The sequence below is a fragment of the Pseudomonas sp. S30 genome (assembly GCF_016518545.1).
In the GTDB taxonomy this organism is placed as follows: domain Bacteria; phylum Pseudomonadota; class Gammaproteobacteria; order Pseudomonadales; family Pseudomonadaceae; genus Aquipseudomonas.
Window position 1 is genome coordinate 467,202 of the sequence record NZ_JACVTO010000001.1, and the last position, 17,745, is coordinate 484,946.

The window sequence follows — 17,745 nt, forward strand, 5'->3', positions numbered from 1 at the left end:
ATAGAATGCTAGGGTTAAACTCGGAACTACACAAGGAGGCACAGCTTTGATACCACAATCCATAGCGGTAACTGAGGAACATGGCTGCCGTGCCGCCATACTGGAAACGCTGGCGCGGATCGGCGACAAATGGAGCGTGCTCACGATCATGGAACTGGCCAAAGGTCGTATCCGATTCAACGAACTCAAGCGCAACGTCAAGGGCATTTCCCAGCGGATGCTGACGCTGACTCTGCGCCACTTGGAGCGCGACGGGCTGGTGACGCGCACTCAATTTCCAACGATCCCGCCGCGCGTGGACTACGAGCTAACAGAATTGGGCCATTCGTTGCGAGCACCCCTCATGGGCCTTGGCGATTGGGTCGCGCAGAATCAACCCCGTGTTGAAGCTGCGCGCGAGGCGTTCGACAGGCGAGACAGTTCAACCGCTATCTAGTCGCCGTCTAGACATTGCATATCCACAGAATCAGTGGAAAAGCATTGATGGCATAGCAGTCGAGTAGGAGGCGGATTGACGCCCGCTGCCCTCTCTCACCACCGTGCGTACGGTTCCGGACATGGCGATTCAAATTACGCGGCTAAGCCGGATGATCGTATCCAGTATCGAGAACCGGGCCGAGTGTCCCATAGCTTCTTCGGCAGCGCCTGATTCATGCGGGACTCCCCCGGAGTTCCATCATGGGGTATCGACCATTGACTGTCGATTTCCAAGCGCATTTATTATCCACACCTAAGCGCATCAATTTACGAGCACTCGTCGAGGATGCTTTCCACTGTCGCCAGAGCATGCAGCGAAGAGCGTGACGTACCCACCCATCCATAGTCTCTAGGGCTCGCATCCCTTGAGCGAGTTTGAAATAGCCCACCCAACCATGCAGTACCGGGTCAATGCGCTCGATGACGGTTGCCATCTTGCGGCCCCGTGCACCGTGCAGCACTGCCTGGAGCCGATCACGCAGACGACGCAAGCTCAGGAGAATGATTAGGAGCCTCAGCTGACGATGCCAGCTCATCCCATAGCCCAGGTAGCTACACTTCCAAGCCCGTACCACGCGGCTCTTTTCTTGGTTCAGCGTCATTTTCAGTCGCTAATTCAGGAAGCGCACGACACTGCTCATAGTTCGCTCACCCGCGCGGGGGCTGCGCATATAAATGTTCGCGTCATCGGAATAGCGCACAAAGCGATGCCCCCGGATGCTCAAGATCAAGGTCGAGCTCATTGAGCAGGATGTTCGACAGCAGCGGCGTGGGCGGACCGCCTTGCGGTGTCCCCTCCTGCCGCGGGCTGAAAATCCCGCCTCACGTGACCCCGGCTTCAACGTAGCAGCGAATCAGCTTGAGCACGCGCTCATCTTCGACGTGATGCTGCACATGGGTCATCAAGATGACGTGATAGGCTCGATCAAAGAACTTTTCAAGATCAGGCTGCACTTATCAACGATATCCGTCCGCCACATGGGCGCGGACCATTTCGACGGCCTGGTGAGCGTTTTTTGCCCAGACGAAAGCCGTAGCTGTAGTCCGAGAACAAAAGGTCGAAAGTCAGCCTTAGCTGTTGCAGCAAGGCTTGCTGGATTAGCCGATCAATGACACTGGGAATCCCCAGTTGCCGTGTACCGCCCGCCGGCTTGGAATTTCAAGAGCCCGCACTGCCTGGGGATGGTATTCGCCGGCCAGCAAGCTGGCCTTCAGGATTGGCCAGAACTGCTTCACGTAGCCTGCCAAGTCAGCGACCGCCATGCCATCGGCACCCAGCACACCTCTGTTGCTGACTACACGTTGATACGCACGTCCGAGGTTGTCAGGTGCAAGCACCCGCTTCATCAGCGTATCCGGCTCCGCTTTCGTTCACATCACAGACGCCGCCGACACCTTTGCACTGCCAGGTATCACCCTCGGCTTCTGGCCAAGATGCGGAGTGACAGACTCCGTTGTAGGAAATCATCTGCGGAGGCCGACACGCTGCCGACCAGAATCTTTCATGATGGCAATGACCAGCTTCATCACCATCACCATCGACACCGAAACCGAAACCGAAACCGAAACCCTGCCGGTCGGGCCGCTTCAGCAGATCGCCAAGATTTTAACATACCGGCGACGGCGACCGACCAAATAATGATCGGTTACGCGGAGGGGAATTGGTGCTTGCCGCCATTCCGCTGGTCAACTTGACGCAAGTCCGGCGACGCAGGCCGGTGCTTATGCTAGCGATCACGGGTTTTCTCTTCTTCAATCTCGTGACCGCGTTCTCGCCATGGTTCGCCCTGACCTTGGTTGCGAGGTTACTGGCCGGCGTATCGGCAGGGCTGTCCTGGGGGCTGCTTGGCAGTTACGCGCGACGCATGGTGATAGACCGTCTCACGGGCCGCGCGCTCGCGGTGGCAATGGTCGGCACACTCCTAGCGCTGTCAATCGGCGTCCCGCTGGACACGTTCACTGGCAGCATTATCGGCTTGCGCGGCGCCTTTGTCTCTCTGCGCGTGGTGGCCGCGCTGCTGCTCGCCGCGATGTCGTAGCAGATGCCCGACGTACCAAGCCAGCCACCCGAGAGGCGCATCTCCATCTGCAGCGTAGTCAGCTCCGCAGGCGGGCGCTCGATCCTGTTCACGGCTCTGGCCTGGGTCACGGCGCAGCACATGCTCTACACCTACATCGCCGTTTTAGCCGGCACACTGGGGCGGAGCGCAAACATGAACCTGCTGCTGCCAGCCTTCGGCGTGGCTGTCATCGGTAGCGGTGACCTTGGTCTGGCCAGCCCATCCTCGGCCGCGCTGATCGCCGTTCCCTCAACGATGTTGTAGGGAGCGAGTTTTGGCGGCGCTGCGAACTCGACCCAGACGCCACATCCGACACCGCTGGTGAAGGTGTTGACGTCATGTGAGCGATGCTCATCACGGTATGAAACGCACGCATCGCTGCCGGGAACGCACTGGGCGCACTGAGTATTGCGTGCGGCGGAGCGAGCGTCCTGCCAGCTTCAATGCTGCCGCTGATCCTCGTCGCACTGCCAACAGCGCTGGCCTGCTGCAGAGACGGCTTAAGGGCTGGAGCACGCGCCTGATCATGCACAACCGCGACCAGTCAGTGATCAGGTCCATGATCGCCATTTGGAGTTACCAAAAAATGATCTCATTGATTAGCCAAGCTAATAGGCATGTTAAGCACTCATCAAGTAGTTAGGCAGGCCGGTTTCTGTAACAATCCATATATAAGCAGCATTGCTACAATCGCTTGAATTACGGTCTAACAGGCACTTTGCTGCATCGGGTTATCAACGATATTAGAAATCTGGAATATGAATGCAATTTATGACTTCAAGGGCCAAGTAGCTAAGGCAACGGGTGCAGTCGCCGGCATGGGCCTGACGACTGCCCGCGGCTTTGCCCATGACGGCGCATCGGTGGTGCTGGCCGACCGCGACGGCGAGCGCTCCGGCGAGGAAGCGGCGGTTATCGTCGCTGGAGGCCGCACTGCCATCGGTCTGGCCTGCGACCTCAGCGACGAGGCGCAGGTCGCTGCTCTGGTCGAGAAGACCGTCGCCGAATATGGCCGTCTGGACTTCGCGTTTCACAACTCCGGTGTCATGGCCAAGATCTCCACCTTCACTGAGGCCACCAGCGAAAAATTGACCGAGTGATTGGCATCAACCTGCGGGGCGTGTGGCTGTGCATGCAATACGAACTGCAACAGGTAGAGCGCCGGGTAGCGGCGCCATCGTCAACAATGCCTCGGTCGGTGAGCTTACTCGCGACGTCGACATCGGCGCCTACATCGCTTTCAAGCACGACGTGCTAGGCCTGACCCGCGCCGCGTTGGAGTACTGCGAGCAGGGCATCCGCGTGAAAGCGGTCAACCCTGGAATGATTGACTCGCAGATCGCCCGCGACGTGGCTGGCGGGCAACGACGAAGCCTTCGCCAAGCTGGTCGCGAGCGCACCTATCGTCCGCGCCGGCCGTCCCGAGGAGGTTCGTTCGGCCGTGCTGTGGCTGTGGAGCCCCGGTGGCAGCTATATCATCGGCGAAGGCCTCACAGTCGATGGCGGCTACATCGTTCCGTTATCGGGCAGCCAGAGCATGCCGCACATCATCGTCAAGATCGCCGAAGGCCTAAGCCAGTCCTCGAAGTGAAACTAGCCGATCAGCTGGCCGCCACCATGATGGACATGCTGGGCCTCGATTCCAGCGGCGTGTGTGCCGATGCAGGATCGGAAGCAGCATGTCCATGGCCCCGGCATCGAGACAGCAGGCGAGCATCTGTTAAAGCGCCCGGCGTACGGCCCCCTCGCCCCACCGCCGAAGGAATAAGATAGCATCATCCCCGCGTCCCGCTCAGTTCAGCGCTGGGATCGCGAGACTACAGGAGTGAAATGAAATGAACTATTCCCATCTTGGCCGCACCGGCCTCAGAGTCAGCCGCATTGCACTGGGCACTATGAATTTTAGCGAGCTGACCGACGAAGCGACCAGCTTCAAGATCATGGATGCGGCGCTGGACGCAGGCCTTAATTTCTTCGACACCGCCGACGTCTATGGCGGTCCGCAGTCGCCGGACATGGCCAAAGGCTACGGCACGTCCGAAGAGATCATTGGCAACTGGCTGGCGCAGGACAAGTCCCGTCGCGACAAGATCGTGCTGGGCACCAAGGTCTATCAGCCGATGGAAACCGGCCCCAACGATAAGTATCTATCGGCTTATCACATCCGTCGCGCCTGCGAGGCGAGCCTGAAGCGCCTGAAGACCGACCACATCGACCTGTACCAGATGCACCACGTCGACCGGGCCACGCCCTGGGAAGAAATCTGGCAGGCCTTCGAGCAGCTCATCCGCGAAGGCAAGATAACCTATGTGGGCTCCAGCAACTTCGCTGGCTGGGACATCGCCACCGCCCAATGCACGGCCGCCTCACGCAACCTGCTGGGACTGGCCTCGGAGCAGAGCCTCTACAACCTGACCCAGCGGACCATCGAACTGGAGGTCATTCCGGCGTTGCGCCATTTCGGTATCGGTCTGATCCCATGGAGCCCGATCGGCATGGGGCTTATGGGCGGGGTGCTCAAGAAGATCGCCAGCGGCCGTCGTGCCACGCCCGGACTGCAGGCGCAGATCGACAAGCTGCGTCCACAGCTCGAAGCCTATGAAGCCTTGTGCGATGAACTGGGCCAGACGCCCGCCGACGTGGCGCTTGCATGGCTGCTGCACAACCCGGTCGTGACCGCTGCCATCAGCGGCCCACGGACCGTCGAGCAGTTGCAGCAGAACCTCAACGCGCTGTCGGTCAAGCTCTCCGACGAAACCCTGACGAAACTGGACGAGATCTGGCCGGGTCCAGGCGGCGAAGCGCCTCAGGTTTACGCCTGGTAAGTTGCTGATTGCCTGCCGGCGTCAGCAAGCCGCGCCGCCCGATTGAGCTTCGTCCAGATAATTGTGTTCCGGCAAGCGTAAACGCGCCCACGCAGTCGAGCCAGCAGAGATGGCTCGACTGCGTGGGCGTTTTTGTTGATGAAACCGACTAATGGTTCAATAATGACGTATTACCGACTTACAGTCGGTTCACTCTAGGGCGCGGGTTCCGCATAGGCCGGACTTGTTCATTCCTGCCCACCATGAGGCGCAGAATGCTTAGTTCAACCAACCGAACGAACATCGGTAACAGTTCCAGCGCTCCCGAATTGGGACGGCGTCGGTTGCTGAAACTCGCAGGCATGGGCATGGCCAGTCTTGCCGCTGCTCCGCTGATCGCTTCCCTGTCGGCCGGTGCCGCACGGGCGCAGACCGCAGCGCCTGGCCGAGCGATCGGCTCGGGCAACTACAAGCACCTTGGCCGTACCGGCCTCAAGGTCAGCCGCATAGCGCTGGGTTGCATGAACTTCGGGGAGCTGACCGACGAGGCGAACAGCTTCAGGGTCATGAGCAAAGCGCTGGATTCGGGCGTCAATCTCTTCGACACCGCTGACGTCTATGGCGGCCCGCAGGCGCCGGACATGGAGCAAGGCTTTGGCATCTCCGAGGAGTACATCGGCCGCTGGCTGGCCCAGGACAAGTCCCGCCGTGACAAGATCGTGCTGGCGACCAAGGTGTACCAGCCGATGGGCACGGGGCCGAACGACAAGTACTTGTCGGCGTATCACATTCGCCGCGCCTGCGAGGCCAGCCTCAAGCGCCTAAAGACCGACCACATCGATCTCTACCATATGCACCACGTCGATCGCTCGACGCCGTGGCAGGAAATCTGGCAGGCGATGGAGCAATTGGTCCGCGAGGGCAAGATCACCTACGTCGGCAGCAGCAACTTTGCGGCGTGGGACATCGCCAGGGCGCAGGGCGTGGCCGAATCGCGCAACTTCCTGGGGCTGGTGTCGGAGCAGAGTCTCTACAACCTGACCCAGCGCACCATCGAGCTGGAAGTGATTCCGGCCGTGCGCGAACTCGGCATCGGCTTGGTCCCCTGGAGTCCTATCGGCATGGGACTGCTGGGTGGCGTGCTGGGCAAGATCACCGAAGGGCGTCGTGCAACGCCAGGCCTACAGGCGCAGATCCCGAAGTTCCGCCCGCAGCTGGAAGCCTACGAGGCGCCGTGCCGAGAGCTGGGCCAACCACCCGCCGTCGTGGCGCTCGCCTGGGTGATCCACAACCCAGTCATGACCGCTGCTATCAGCGGACCGCGCACCGTGGAGCAGATCCGGGAGAACATCAGGGCACTTTCCCTGAACCTCTCAGGCGAAACGCTGGCCAAGCTGGACCAGATATGGCCGGGCCCGGGAGGCGGAGCACCGAAGGCATATGCCTGGTGACGCCTGCGTTTCCGCTCAGGCGCCGGTTCCAGGGCAAGCCCAGCCGTCCTTCCACGGCGTGTTTCGGCAGAGTTCCTATCGCCTCGTATGGCGGTGGGAGGCGCTATTGCGTAGAGAGATTGGCATACGCAGAACACTTTCGAGATTTCAATGGGAGCGCGGCTCATGGAATTGCGACATCTTCGATGCTTTGTTGTCTTGGCCGAGGAGTTGCACTTCACGAGAGCGGCTGAGCGCCTGCACATCGAGCAGCCGCCGCTTTCCCGAGCCATCAAGGAACTGGAGGATGAACTGGGCGCAACACTCTTCGACAGGGATCGGAGAGGAACCCGCCTGACCCCAGCCGGATCAGCATTCCTGCAAGACGTGCGAAGGGTATTCGCGGCGCTGAAGCAAGGCCGGGAGAACGTCAAGGCTATCGCCGCAGGTTTGCAAGGCAGTCTGCGTATCGCCATATCCGATGGCACCGTTGACCGGCGCCTGTCGGCCTTCCTCGCCCTCTGCCGCGAGGAGGAACCTGAGATTGAAATTCGACTGGTCGAGGTTCCTCTCTCCGGGCAATTGCGTGGACTTCGATCGGGCGACTTCACCATCGGGTTCGCCCACACCGCAGAGGTTGGTGAGGAAATCATCGCGGAGCCGATATGGCATGACCCGTTGATCTTGGCAGTACCCGCGCGACATCCGCTGCTCGCTCACAAGGAAGTGCCGCTTCCAGAGCTCGCTTCCTATCCGCTCGTGCTGTGCGATCCGCAGGTATGCGAAGGCTATTGCCGCGAACTGACACGGCTGCTGCGGCCATTGAAGCGAGAACCGAATGTGGTCGAGCACGCATCCTCGCTGGACATGATGCTCACGTTGGTCGGGGCTGGATATGGTCTCGGCTTCACGACCGCGACTAGATTTGCAGTCAGCCAACGCGCGGATGTCATTGCACGCCCTCTGGTCGCGGATTCAGCCGTGATCACCACCTACCTACTTCGGCCCAGCAGTGACACCCCATGCCCTGCATTGGAGCGTTTCATTACCCGCCTGCGCTCGCAGGCGGACGGATAGAAGTCTATTTGGCGTTAGCCTGCATCGGCATGAAGATTGCGTTCCGTTGCAGCCATCAGCTCGGTGCCACTCATTTTGAGCGCTGCGGCAACTTTCAAGATCACGGCCAGCGAGGGCAAATGCTCCCCTCGCTCGATCTTGCCCATGTGCGAGCGCTCAATCCCGGCCATCGAAGCCAGTTCCTCCTGAGCAACGCCCTGGTCCATACGAGACGCGCGCACGGCCTTTCCGAAAGCCAGGGCTGGCTCGGCTTCATATCGTGTAGTGCCTGGGGGACGGCCTCGTTGAACAGTACGCTTCTGCATTAGCAGAAGCGTCGAGCAGTCACTAGAATTTAACCACGTTAAATTTAACTCATGGGTATCATGTCGAGTTATTTTCTTAACCAATTCTCTTCTTGGGGGCTCTTATGCACGACGCCGCCAGTCGGTCCCCCCGTATCAGACTTGCCGTAGCACCGGGCGTACCGTCACCTCACCTTTCGGCGCTTCTCGCGCGACAACGCGCGGAAAAACCAGACGTCGCGCTCGCGTTTTTCGAGGTTGCAGGTGACGTCCTGCTTCAGGGGCTTCGTGAAGGCCGCTACGACGCAGGGCTGTCGCTTCAGGGGGCCAGCGATCCGGCGCTCAAGACGCAACCTTTGTGGACCGAGAACCTGGCGGTTGCCATGCCGCCGCGATTCCATCTACTCGATCGAGCAAACCTCACCATCGCCGACCTCCAGGACTGCCCCATCTACCGCTGGCAGGCCGAGGCGTGCCCTCTACTGGATGAGATGCTGGCCTCGCTCATGCCGCGGGATCAGGAGAGCAGCCAGAAGTTGTCTTCCTTCGAGATGATGGCGCTGTGGGTAGCGGCCGGCTATGGCGTCGGGTTGTCTGCGCGATCGCGCATCGAGCGCGCCCATGGATGGGGAATCACCGTGCGACCGCTGGCCGATGGCCCCTATGAAATCGTGACCTACCTGCAGCGACCCCACGCGCGAGCCGATTCCGTTTCGGAGCGGTTCGAGCGCAGAGCGATGCAAGTCACCGGGGCTGATGCCACGTGATAACACCCCCTACGGCCGAGGCCATGACCCGGCCGTAGTTGAATCGGGGGGTTAAGCCCCCTCAAGTACCGCGGCGCTATCCACCAGCCGACGGACACTCAGCCGCACATCCTCGGGGATGGGCCGCATGGCAATGGCTTCGTGCGCATCCTCGTGGCGCTGGTAGTCGCCCATGATGACCCGGATGATCGCGGGCACGTTGGTCGGCGTGACCACATCAATGGCCGCACGATCCCCCAGGTCGGGGTGCTGCTGGGTCAGCATGCGGTACAGGTCCCACGAATCCGCGTCCGGGCACTGGTTCATGAGCACCTGGGTCAGCTTGTGCTTGAGCGGCAGCAGTTGCCAGTCGGGAACTCGCTGCCCCCGGTTGCCGAGGCTGATCGACAGCAGCTTGCCCGCCTTCAGCTCGCGGTTGATCTGGTCCTTAGACTTGCCGGCCAACTTGCCGAACAGAGGAACCGGCAGATTAATCGGCGACTCGTAGATGGTCAGCATTACCTCGCGCTCGCGCTGGATCGCGGACACTTCGGGCTCCGGGGCATGCACCGGAGCCGGTGGCACTTGCGACAGCCGCTGGAACGTGATTCCGCCCCTGTTCGGGGTCACGACGATGGGCGCGGCCACCACAGGCGGCACACCAGCGACAGCAGGCTCGGCCACTGCGGGGACCGAGCCCACCGCTTCCTCCACTTCCGCCATCGCCGGCACCCCGTCGATGCGAATGGTCAGGTGCGCGCTCGCGGCTTCGACTTCGCCCTGTTCGAGCAGGTCGAGACGGTCTGCCCAGTCCTGCATCATGCGGCGTCGCGGCTCCACGTACTTGGCATGGTTGTAGGCCGAGCTGACCTTGTTCGGGTCGGAGTGCGAAAGCTGCGCGTCCACCCAAATCTTCGGGTATCCGATCTCGTTGAGTGCGGTCGAGATGGTGCCGCGGATACCGTGGCCGGTCAGGCGCCCCTCATAGCCCATGAGCTGCACGGCCTTGTTGAGGGTGTTCTCGCTGATGCGCTTCTTGAGTTCGCTGCGATGCGACAGCAGATACTTCTGCGCCGGCCGCATCACGCCCAGGAGATAGCGCACGATCTCGATGGCCTGCAGGGATAGCGGCACGATGTAGGGCGGCACGTCCTGCGGCCGCTTGCCGGCCTTGCGCATTTCGTCCTGGAGCTGCTTGACGACCTGCGGCGGGATGATCCACAAGCCCCGGTCGAGGTCGAACTGCTCTAGTTCGGCCAGCCGCAGCTCGCCCGTGCGCACCCCCGTCAGGAACAGCAGCCGGACGCCAAGCTGGGTCTGCCAGCCGCGAGGGTTGTAGAGCCGAAGCTTCTGAAGGAACTCGGGCAACTCGGGAAGGTGCAGGTAGGGGTTGTGCGCCACCGGAGGCTTGGGCTCGGCCACCACGTCCAGGTCCGCTGCCGGGTTGACTTCGAGCCCCTCGGCAACGACCAGGGCATAGCGAAACATCTGGTTGAACCAGGTGCGCACTTTCTCGGCGGTGGTGAACGCCTTGCGCTTCTCGATCGCCGCCACGACGCCCACGAGCTGGGGCCGGCGAATGTCGTAGATCGACATCTTCCCCAGGGTGGGCAGCACGTCTTTGTTGAAGATGCGCAGAATCTGCGAAAGCGTGCTTTGACGGCCTTCCTTGAGTTCCTTGCGGCGATGCTCAACCCAGGCATCAAAGACGTTCCTGAAGGTGTATTCGCCCGCCAGCTTGGCCGCGTGCCGACGCTTATCGCGCTCGATTTGGGGATTGATCCCCATGGCGAGCAGGGCTTGGGCCTTGTCCCGCTCGGCGCGGGCCTCACGCAGGCTGAGCGCGGGATAGCCGCCGAGGGACAAGCGCTTCTGCTTGCCCAGCCAGTAAAAGCGGAAGATCCACGATTTGCCGCCTGCGGCAGAGACCATCAGGCCCAGGCAGTCGTTGTCGGAGAGGGTATAGCGTTTGCCGGTAGTCCTTGCCTGCCGGACGGTCAGATCAGAGAGTGCCATTTCGAGGCTCCTAAGTTATGACTTAGGCCCTATTCTCGTCATGCTTCCCGCTCTGCCCCAGCAACTATCCGGTAGCCGTCCCACCCGTATTCTTGTGCCTCAATTGGTCACTCAAAAACGGTAGCTGTGGGTAGATTTCCGTGGCGCTCGCTGGAATGAAAAAAGGGGCCGAAGCCCCTCTTTTCAACAACTTACAGACGTCAGTAGAAGTCTGTAGATCATAACTTGGAGCGGGAAACGAGACTCGAACTCGCGACCCCGACCTTGGCAAGGTCGTGCTCTACCAACTGAGCTATTCCCGCGGGGTGATGGCTGCCATTCTAGCGACCTGCCAGAGAAGGTCAACCCCTTGATTCAAAAAAACTTTTACTTCTGCTCCGAACCTTCGCGCAAGTGTGGCCAGGCTGCGACCAGGTAGTGCACCATCGATACCAGGGTCAAGCCCGCCGACACCAGCAACAATGCATAGCCCAGCCCGACCCAGAACGTCAGCACAGGTGGATTGCCCAGCAGAATCACCAGCGCGAGCATCTGCGCGGCGGTTTTCCATTTGCCCAGGTTCGAGACCGCCACGTGCGCCCTGGCCCCCAGCTCGGCCATCCATTCGCGCAGTGCCGACACCACGATCTCGCGGCCGATGATCACCGCGGCCGGCAGTGTCAGCCAGAAGTTGGCGTGCACCTGCACCAGCAGCACCAGGGCCACCGCGACCATCAACTTGTCGGCCACCGGATCCAGGAACGCGCCGAACGGCGTGCTCTGTTGCAGGCGGCGCGCCAGATAGCCGTCCAGCCAATCGGTCGCGGCGGCAATCGCGAACACCGTACTGGCGGCTGCATAGCTCCAGTGATAAGGCACGTAGAACAGCAGGATGAAGATCGGGATGAGCAGGACGCGCAGAACGGTGAGCAGGTTTGGAATATTCATCGGTACGACTGGCCGCAGGTTGAGCCTCGCATTCTACTCGCTATGCAGGCTCGCATAAATCGACTCGGCCAGCTTTTTGCTGATCCCCGGCGCCTTGGCGATTTCATCCACGCTCGCCCGGTTCAGTTCCTGCAGGCCGCCGAAATGTTTCAGCAGCTCGCGGCGGCGCTTCGGCCCGACGCCCGCGACCTCCTCCAGGCTCGACGTACGACGTGCCTTGCCACGCCGGGCTCGGTGTCCCGTGATGGCGAAACGGTGAGCCTCGTCGCGGATCTGCTGAATCAGGTGCAGCGCTGGAGAGTCGCCCTTGAGGGTGAACTCGTGGGCCACATCGTTGAGGTACAGCGTTTCGAAACCGGCCTTGCGAGTCACGCCCTTGGCGACCCCGAGCAGCGTGAGGTCGCTGAACGCGAGCTCCTGCATGACCTCGCGGGCCATGTTCAACTGGCCCTTGCCGCCGTCCACCAGGAGCACGTCGGGCAGCTTGCCTTCGCCGTCCCTGATACGACCGAAGCGGCGCGTCAGGGCCTGTTGCATCGCCGCATAGTCGTCGCCAGCCGTTACCCCCTCGATGTTGAACCGACGATAATCGGACTTGATCGGGCCCTCAGGCCCGAACACCACGCAGGACGCCACGGTGGCCTCACCGCTGGAGTGACTGATGTCGTAGCATTCCAGACGCTGGGGAACCTCCGGCAGCTCGAGTACCTGCGCCAGCGCCTCGAACCGCGCCGCCATGTGCTGACGGTTGGCCAGGCGCGCATTGAGCGCCTGCTCGGCATTGGTGACCGCCAGTTGCTGCCAGCGCGCCCGCGTACCGCGCACCCGGTGGCTGATGGTCAGCTCGCGACCGCGCAGGCTCTGCACCGCTTCGCTGATCGCCTCGAAGTCCTCGTGCACCACGTTGACGATCAGCTCGCCCGGCATCTCGCGTTCGGCATTGCCCACGTAGTACTGGGACAGGAACGCCGCCATCACTTCGGAGACGTCCTCTTCGATACCCACCTGCGGGAAGTAGTTCTTGCTGCCGAGCACGCGCCCTCCCCGCACGCTGATGAGGTGTACGCAGGCGCCGCCCGGGTTGATGAAGGCCGCCACGACATCCACATCGCCCGATCCTCCCTCCATGTGCTGCTGATCCTGCACCCGCCGCAACAAAGCGATCTGATCGCGCAGCTCGGCCGCCTTTTCGAAATTCAGGGCCATGGCGGCGCGCTCCATCTCGGCATTGAGCTCGTTGCCCAATTGCTGGCTGCGTCCTTCCAGGAACATCACCGAGTGGCGGACGTCCTCGGCATACACCGAAGGCTCGACCAGGCCGACGCACGGTCCCTTGCACCGTTTGATCTGATACTGCAGGCAAGGTCGGGTACGGTTGGCGTAGTAGCTGTCCTCGCACTGGCGCACCGAGAACGCCTTCTGCAGCAGGCTCAGGCTCTCGCGGATGGCACCGGCACTGGGGTACGGGCCGAAATAACGGCCCTTCGCCTTCTTGGCGCCGCGATGGATGCCCAGCCGCGGAAACTCACCGTCGGAGAGAAACACATAGGGGTAGGACTTGTCGTCACGCAGCAGGATGTTATAGGGCGGACGCCATTCCTTGATCAGCGTCTGCTCGAGCAGCAGCGCGGCCGTCTCGTTGGCGGTGATGGTGGTTTCCACCTGGGCGATGCGCCCCACCAGGGCAGCCGTCTTCGGCGCCAGGCCGGCCTTGCGAAAATAGCTGGCCAGGCGCTTCTTGAGGTTCTTCGCCTTGCCCACGTAGAGCAGCCGCGAATCGGCATCGAACATTCGGTACACGCCCGGGCGACCACTGCAGGTCGCCAGGAACGCGCTGGCATCAAAGAGTTGGGACATGAGGGATTACAGGCTTGCGTCAACCATACCGTGGCGAACGGCCAGCAAGGTCAATTCGACGTCGCTGGTGACCGAGAGTTTTTCAAAGATCCGATACCGGTAAGTATTGACGGTCTTGGGGGACAGACACAACTTGTCGGAGATGACCTGCACTTTCTGGCAACCGACGATCATCAAGGCGATCTGGATTTCCCGCTCCGACAGGGCGTCGAACGGCGAGCCCTGGGGCTGGAACGACTTGAGCGCCAGTTGCTGGGCGATCTGCGGACTGATGTAGCGCTGTCCGGCGAAGGCCAGGCGAATGGCCTGGACCATTTCGTCGAGCCCGGCACCCTTGGTCAGATAACCGGCTGCGCCGGCCTGCAGCAAGCGAGTCGGGAACGGGTCTTCTTCGCAGACGGTAACCGCCACCACCTTGGCATCGGGGTCGCTGCGCAACAGCTTGCGAGTGGCTTCCAGGCCGCCGATGCCTGGCATCTTGACGTCCATCAGGATCACATCGGGCTTGAGCTCGCGCGCAAGTTTCAGCGCCGATTCACCCGAGTCTGCTTCGCCCACCACCTGCAGGCCATCGATATCGGCCAACATGCGGGTGATGCCGGTACGCACCAGATCGTGGTCATCGACCACCAGTACCCTAATCAAGCAGACACCTCGTTGTGGGGCGATTGTTTCCGACCACCTTAACAAAAAATTTCGTGGCGAACATAACGCAACACATTACACGGACAAGTCTGACACCCGTGCTTGAGTCGACCAGCGTCCGGTAAAGCTGACTTCAGGCGTCAGGCGCCCCAGCAAATGCCATACGGCGGCCCGGTCATCGGCGCTCAGGTGACGCAGCCCGCACAACAGGCGGCTCTCTTCGGCGCTCAGACATTCCACGGGGGCCGGCGCGCGCAGGCCGGTCAGCACGTAGAGAGCATCGACGCCTCTGTCGGCCAGTGCCGCCAGGTAATCGATGCGCGGCGTGCGCTCGCCGCTTTCGTACTTGCCCTGTGCGTTGGGTTCGACGCCGCCGATGTCGCCGAATACCCGCTGGGTCATGCCCAGCCGCTCACGTTCTTCTCGCAATCTCAGCCCGAATCCTTTCATCGCCTGTCCTTTTCGGCTCCATCGACTATCCCTGGGATGGATACAGCGGCGGGCGATCGGCCCGCCCTCGAATGGGCACTATGCCCATTGGATCCAATGAACACAAGCCAGGCGGGTACCATCCGTCCGAGCTTGCGCTGCGGCGTCTGGACGAGGTGCGGGCGCTCTAGGTTCGAGGTTTGCCCAGGTTGCGCTGCATGCGTACGAAGCAGGCGTCCTGGCCCATCTCGATGAATCCTGCGCGGGTATACAGCCGACGGGCGGGATTGCTGCTGAATACCATCAGGCGCAGCAAAGGCAGACGACGTTGCCGAGACCAATTCGCCAATTCTTCGAGTGCCCAACTCCCCACGCCCTGCCCGCGAAACGCCGGCAGCAGGTGCAGCTCGCGAATGAACAGCGCCTGTGTGTCCTGACTGAGGCTACAGAAGCCCAGCACCTGATCGCCCCGTTGAATCAGAAATTGCTCGCGCCAGCTCCAGGCCTGATCGAAGGCTTCTTCGACCCAGCGCAGGTCGAACTGTTGGTAATAGGGAAGCATGGCCCGCCGAGTCAGATCACGGGCGAAGTTGCGGTCAGCCTCGCTGGCGGGGCCGAGGCGCAGAGGCGGCACGTTCATGGGCGCAGGGCTCGGACAGGTCCTGAAACGAGCATAGCTGTATCTGGCGCGCCGTGAACGCCCCGGGTGATCACGGCCCTCGGCGGGTCAGGGCGATGTCGACACGCAAACCACCAAGCGGGCTCTGCGACAACGCCATGCTTCCCTGCCACGCCTCCACGATGTCGCGCACGATACCCAGGCCCAGACCGTGACCGGCCACCTGCTCGTCCAGCCGCGAACCGCGTGCGAGCACCTGCGCTCGCGCGTCTTCCGGGATACCCGGTCCATCATCGTCCACCCACAGCCGGTACCCCTGCGGGGTCGGCTGGATGCTCAGCCGCACCTCCCCATCGGCCCACTTGCAGGCGTTGTCCAACAGATTGCCCAGCAGCTCCAGCAGGTCTTCCCGATCCCAGGGTAGCTGCAAGCCCGCAGGCACCTCTTTTTCCAGTGACAACCCGGGCCCGTGAACCATGGCCAGGGTCGACAGCAGTCCAGGCAACTCCGCGTCGCAATCGAATCGAGCACCGGGCAAGGCATCGCCGGCCAGCCGTGCTCGGTTCAGCTCGCGCGCCAGGCGTTGCTTGATCTGCTCCAGTTGCTCGCGCAACTGCGCCTGGAGCTCGGGTGCGTCGGCCAGTCGGGCGCTACCCGCCAGGCTCATCAGCACCGCCAAGGGTGTCTTGAGCGCATGGCCAAGGTTGCCCAGGGCGTTGCGCGAGCGGCGAAGACTGTCCTCGGTGTGAGCCAGCAGATGGTTGATCTGTTCGACCAGAGGCTGCAGCTCGGGAGGCACCTGCGCATCCAGTTGCGAGCGCTGTCCGCGCTGCAACTGGGCGATCTGCTGCCGCGCGCGCTCCAGGGGTCGCAGCGCGCGGGTCACGGTGATCCGCTGCAGCACCAGAATCAGCAGCAGCGCCAGCAGGCCCATGCCCAGGCCCACTTGTTGCAGGCGCTTGAAGCCGTCGCGCACGGGCGAATAATCCTGGGCGACGCTGATCGACACGTCCTGCCCCAGGCGCCGGTAGTCGCCCCGGTAGGCGAGCAACTGCTGCCCCTCCGGGCCGAGCTCGTGCCGGTCGTCCAGACCGGGGCGCCCTGGCTTGGGCATGTCGAGGTCCCACAGCGAGCGCGAGCGCCAGGTGCCCTGGGCGAAATCGATGCGAAAGTAATAGCCTGAAAAGGGCCGATGGTAGGCGGCCGATACCCGGCGCTCGTCCAATTGCAGGCCTTTGGGGCCATGCATGAGTGCCACCAGCAGATTCTCGCTTTCCTTGCGCAGACCGGCCTCCAGGTAGCGCTGCAGGCCCGCCTCGAACAGCCACAGGGTTACCTGGGCCACGGCCACCCCCACCACTATCAGCACCGCGACCAGTCCAAGGCTCAGACGCGCCTGGATGGACTTCACCCCTCGGCGCTCCCGGCATAGACGTAGCCCTGCCCTCGCCGGGTCTCGATCACCGTGCGGCCGAGCTTGCGCCGCAGGTGATTGACATGGACCTCGAGGACGTTGGAGTCGCGTTCGGTTTCGCCGTCGTACAGGTGCTCGGCCAGATGCCCTTTGGACAGCACCTGGCGCGGATGCAGCATGAAGTAACGCAGCAGGCGGAATTCGGCAGCGGTCAACTGCACGTCGACGCCTTCGCGCACCACGCATTGTCGACCCTCGTCCAGGTGCAGGCCGGCGGCTTCAAGGCGCGGCTGGTTGGCCAGCCCCCGTGCACGGCGCAGCAGCGCCTGGATGCGCAGTTGCAGCTCTTCGGGATGGAACGGCTTGCTCAGGTAGTCGTCGGCGCCGGCCTTGAGCCCTTCGATGCGCTCGGCCCAGGAGCCCCGGGCGGTAAGGATGAGCACAGGCACGGCCAACTGGGCGGCGCGCCACTGCTGCAGCACCTCCAGACCCGGCAGGCCAGGCAGGCCCAGGTCGAGGATGATCAGGTCGTAGGGCTCGCTCTGTCCTTGGTACACGGCGTCGCGACCATCGGCCAGCCAGTCCACCGCATAGCCCTGGCGCTGCAGGCTGGCGATCAGCTCGTCAGCCAGCGGCACGTTGTCTTCGACCAGCAACAGGCGCATTCAGTCGTCTTCCTCATCCTTCAGCAACGCACCGGTGCGCGCGTCGTACTTGATTTCCCGCACTACGCCCTCCGGGGTCAGCAACTCGACCTCGTACTCGTAGCGGTCGTGTTTTTCCTCGAGCTCCGCTTCCAGCAGGCGCGCCCCGGGGTAACGCCCCAGGGCGGCTTCGAGCAAATGCTCGAGCGGCAGGATGATGCCCTTCTGGCGAAGGGCCAGAGCCTCGTCCTGATCCAGGTCACGGGCGCTGGCCGGCGCACCGGCCACCAGCAGCGCCATCACCAGGTAGGGCAAG

Annotated in this window: 20 protein-coding genes, 1 tRNA gene and 2 pseudogenes; 11 read left to right on the forward strand and 12 right to left on the reverse strand. The window is 62.2% G+C overall.

Annotated elements, in window-relative coordinates; translation table 11 throughout:
- Positions 1 to 46 precede the first annotated feature (46 nt).
- Positions 47 to 436 (forward strand): winged helix-turn-helix transcriptional regulator, encoded by a 390-nt coding sequence (locus tag IAE34_RS02135; RefSeq protein WP_233630873.1) that lies wholly within the window; start codon positions 47 to 49, stop codon positions 434 to 436.
- Positions 437 to 565: 129 nt separating this feature from the next.
- Here IAE34_RS02135 and ltrA read toward each other — a convergent pair.
- Positions 566 to 1,854: pseudogene (ltrA, locus tag IAE34_RS02140) on the reverse strand (group II intron reverse transcriptase/maturase).
- Positions 1,855 to 1,990: 136 nt separating this feature from the next.
- Between ltrA and IAE34_RS24475 the strand changes: the two are divergent.
- From IAE34_RS24475 to IAE34_RS02175, 9 genes and pseudogenes are all read left to right on the forward strand, one after another.
- On the forward strand, positions 1,991 to 2,116 hold the full coding sequence (locus IAE34_RS24475) for a hypothetical protein (RefSeq protein ID WP_267908820.1): 126 nt from the start codon (positions 1,991 to 1,993) through the stop codon (positions 2,114 to 2,116).
- A gap of 25 nt (positions 2,117 to 2,141) precedes the next feature.
- The gene (locus tag IAE34_RS02145) at positions 2,142 to 2,516 is read left to right on the forward strand and encodes an MFS transporter (protein ID WP_200137200.1); all 375 of its coding nucleotides are present in this window, start codon (positions 2,142 to 2,144) and stop codon (positions 2,514 to 2,516) included.
- A 120-nt stretch (positions 2,517 to 2,636) separates the two neighbouring features.
- Entirely contained in the window at positions 2,637 to 2,801 is a 165-nt protein-coding gene (locus IAE34_RS02150; protein ID WP_200137201.1) for a hypothetical protein, read from the forward strand.
- Between the two features lie 494 nt (positions 2,802 to 3,295).
- Complete coding sequence (locus tag IAE34_RS24480; protein WP_267908822.1) at positions 3,296 to 3,637, forward strand: SDR family oxidoreductase; 342 nt, start codon at positions 3,296 to 3,298, stop codon at positions 3,635 to 3,637.
- A gap of 28 nt (positions 3,638 to 3,665) precedes the next feature.
- A pseudogene (locus tag IAE34_RS24635) lies at positions 3,666 to 3,830 on the forward strand (hypothetical protein); the annotation flags it as partial.
- Positions 3,831 to 3,864: 34 nt separating this feature from the next.
- Positions 3,865 to 4,128: an SDR family oxidoreductase gene (locus IAE34_RS24640; protein ID WP_234478996.1), complete on the forward strand. Its 264-nt coding sequence runs from the start codon at positions 3,865 to 3,867 to the stop codon at positions 4,126 to 4,128.
- Positions 4,129 to 4,372: 244 nt separating this feature from the next.
- Entirely contained in the window at positions 4,373 to 5,362 is a 990-nt protein-coding gene (locus tag IAE34_RS02165) for an aldo/keto reductase (protein WP_200137204.1), read from the forward strand.
- 323 nt (positions 5,363 to 5,685) lie between these two features.
- Positions 5,686 to 6,792, forward strand: a complete 1,107-nt coding sequence (locus IAE34_RS02170; protein WP_233630874.1) for an aldo/keto reductase — start codon at positions 5,686 to 5,688, stop codon at positions 6,790 to 6,792.
- 165 nt (positions 6,793 to 6,957) lie between these two features.
- The gene (locus IAE34_RS02175) at positions 6,958 to 7,848 is read left to right on the forward strand and encodes a LysR family transcriptional regulator (RefSeq protein ID WP_200137205.1); all 891 of its coding nucleotides are present in this window, start codon (positions 6,958 to 6,960) and stop codon (positions 7,846 to 7,848) included.
- Positions 7,849 to 7,862: 14 nt separating this feature from the next.
- Here IAE34_RS02175 and IAE34_RS02180 read toward each other — a convergent pair whose 3' ends face one another.
- Positions 7,863 to 8,153: a helix-turn-helix domain-containing protein gene (locus tag IAE34_RS02180; RefSeq protein WP_200137206.1), complete on the reverse strand. Its 291-nt coding sequence runs from the start codon at positions 8,151 to 8,153 to the stop codon at positions 7,863 to 7,865.
- Between the two features lie 104 nt (positions 8,154 to 8,257).
- Here IAE34_RS02180 and IAE34_RS02185 point away from each other — a divergent pair, with 104 nt between their 5' ends.
- Positions 8,258 to 8,899: a substrate-binding domain-containing protein gene (locus tag IAE34_RS02185; protein WP_200137207.1), complete on the forward strand. Its 642-nt coding sequence runs from the start codon at positions 8,258 to 8,260 to the stop codon at positions 8,897 to 8,899.
- Positions 8,900 to 8,950: 51 nt separating this feature from the next.
- Here IAE34_RS02185 and IAE34_RS02190 read toward each other — a convergent pair whose 3' ends face one another.
- The 10 genes from IAE34_RS02190 to IAE34_RS02235 all read right to left on the reverse strand — a co-directional run bounded on the left by IAE34_RS02190 (position 8,951) and on the right by IAE34_RS02235 (position 17,729).
- Entirely contained in the window at positions 8,951 to 10,894 is a 1,944-nt protein-coding gene (locus IAE34_RS02190) for a tyrosine-type recombinase/integrase (RefSeq protein ID WP_200137208.1), read from the reverse strand.
- A 226-nt stretch (positions 10,895 to 11,120) separates the two neighbouring features.
- Positions 11,121 to 11,196, reverse strand: a tRNA-Gly gene (locus IAE34_RS02195).
- Between the two features lie 64 nt (positions 11,197 to 11,260).
- Positions 11,261 to 11,821 (reverse strand): CDP-diacylglycerol--glycerol-3-phosphate 3-phosphatidyltransferase, encoded by a 561-nt coding sequence (gene pgsA, locus IAE34_RS02200; protein WP_200137209.1) that lies wholly within the window; start codon positions 11,819 to 11,821, stop codon positions 11,261 to 11,263.
- Between the two features lie 33 nt (positions 11,822 to 11,854).
- Positions 11,855 to 13,678: an excinuclease ABC subunit UvrC gene (uvrC, locus tag IAE34_RS02205; protein ID WP_200137210.1), complete on the reverse strand. Its 1,824-nt coding sequence runs from the start codon at positions 13,676 to 13,678 to the stop codon at positions 11,855 to 11,857.
- Between the two features lie 6 nt (positions 13,679 to 13,684).
- Positions 13,685 to 14,323, reverse strand: coding sequence for a response regulator transcription factor GacA (gacA, locus tag IAE34_RS02210; RefSeq protein ID WP_200137211.1), 639 nt, complete (start codon positions 14,321 to 14,323; stop codon positions 13,685 to 13,687).
- 75 nt (positions 14,324 to 14,398) lie between these two features.
- On the reverse strand, positions 14,399 to 14,773 hold the full coding sequence (locus IAE34_RS02215) for a helix-turn-helix domain-containing protein (RefSeq protein ID WP_200137212.1): 375 nt from the start codon (positions 14,771 to 14,773) through the stop codon (positions 14,399 to 14,401).
- 166 nt (positions 14,774 to 14,939) lie between these two features.
- Complete coding sequence (locus IAE34_RS02220; protein ID WP_200137213.1) at positions 14,940 to 15,392, reverse strand: GNAT family N-acetyltransferase; 453 nt, start codon at positions 15,390 to 15,392, stop codon at positions 14,940 to 14,942.
- A gap of 70 nt (positions 15,393 to 15,462) precedes the next feature.
- Positions 15,463 to 16,782, reverse strand: a complete 1,320-nt coding sequence (locus tag IAE34_RS02225) for a sensor histidine kinase (protein ID WP_200137214.1) — start codon at positions 16,780 to 16,782, stop codon at positions 15,463 to 15,465.
- Entirely contained in the window at positions 16,779 to 17,450 is a 672-nt protein-coding gene (locus IAE34_RS02230) for a response regulator transcription factor (RefSeq protein ID WP_200137215.1), read from the reverse strand. Before IAE34_RS02230 ends, IAE34_RS02225 begins: the two co-directional genes overlap by 4 nt.
- Positions 17,451 to 17,729 (reverse strand): PepSY domain-containing protein, encoded by a 279-nt coding sequence (locus tag IAE34_RS02235; RefSeq protein WP_442793179.1) that lies wholly within the window; start codon positions 17,727 to 17,729, stop codon positions 17,451 to 17,453. It lies immediately after the preceding gene.
- Positions 17,730 to 17,745 lie beyond the last annotated feature (16 nt).

What these genes read in the sequence shown, in the direction of transcription:
- uvrC (WP_200137210.1), bottom strand. Translation starts at nt 13,678, where the DNA reads ATGTCCCAACTCTTTGATGCCAGCGCGTTCCTGGCGACCTGCAGTGGT.
- IAE34_RS02235 (WP_442793179.1), bottom strand. Translation starts at nt 17,729, where the DNA reads ATGGCGCTGCTGGTGGCCGGTGCGCCGGCCAGCGCCCGTGACCTGGAT.
- pgsA (WP_200137209.1), bottom strand. Translation starts at nt 11,821, where the DNA reads ATGAATATTCCAAACCTGCTCACCGTTCTGCGCGTCCTGCTCATCCCG.
- IAE34_RS02230 (WP_200137215.1), bottom strand. Translation starts at nt 17,450, where the DNA reads ATGCGCCTGTTGCTGGTCGAAGACAACGTGCCGCTGGCTGACGAGCTG.
- IAE34_RS02180 (WP_200137206.1), bottom strand. Translation starts at nt 8,153, where the DNA reads ATGCAGAAGCGTACTGTTCAACGAGGCCGTCCCCCAGGCACTACACGA.
- IAE34_RS24480 (WP_267908822.1), top strand. Translation starts at nt 3,296, where the DNA reads ATGAATGCAATTTATGACTTCAAGGGCCAAGTAGCTAAGGCAACGGGT.
- IAE34_RS02215 (WP_200137212.1), bottom strand. Translation starts at nt 14,773, where the DNA reads ATGAAAGGATTCGGGCTGAGATTGCGAGAAGAACGTGAGCGGCTGGGC.
- IAE34_RS24475 (WP_267908820.1), top strand. Translation starts at nt 1,991, where the DNA reads ATGACCAGCTTCATCACCATCACCATCGACACCGAAACCGAAACCGAA.
- IAE34_RS02150 (WP_200137201.1), top strand. Translation starts at nt 2,637, where the DNA reads ATGCTCTACACCTACATCGCCGTTTTAGCCGGCACACTGGGGCGGAGC.
- IAE34_RS02165 (WP_200137204.1), top strand. Translation starts at nt 4,373, where the DNA reads ATGAACTATTCCCATCTTGGCCGCACCGGCCTCAGAGTCAGCCGCATT.
- IAE34_RS02185 (WP_200137207.1), top strand. Translation starts at nt 8,258, where the DNA reads ATGCACGACGCCGCCAGTCGGTCCCCCCGTATCAGACTTGCCGTAGCA.
- IAE34_RS02220 (WP_200137213.1), bottom strand. Translation starts at nt 15,392, where the DNA reads ATGAACGTGCCGCCTCTGCGCCTCGGCCCCGCCAGCGAGGCTGACCGC.
- IAE34_RS02175 (WP_200137205.1), top strand. Translation starts at nt 6,958, where the DNA reads ATGGAATTGCGACATCTTCGATGCTTTGTTGTCTTGGCCGAGGAGTTG.
- IAE34_RS02190 (WP_200137208.1), bottom strand. Translation starts at nt 10,894, where the DNA reads ATGGCACTCTCTGATCTGACCGTCCGGCAGGCAAGGACTACCGGCAAA.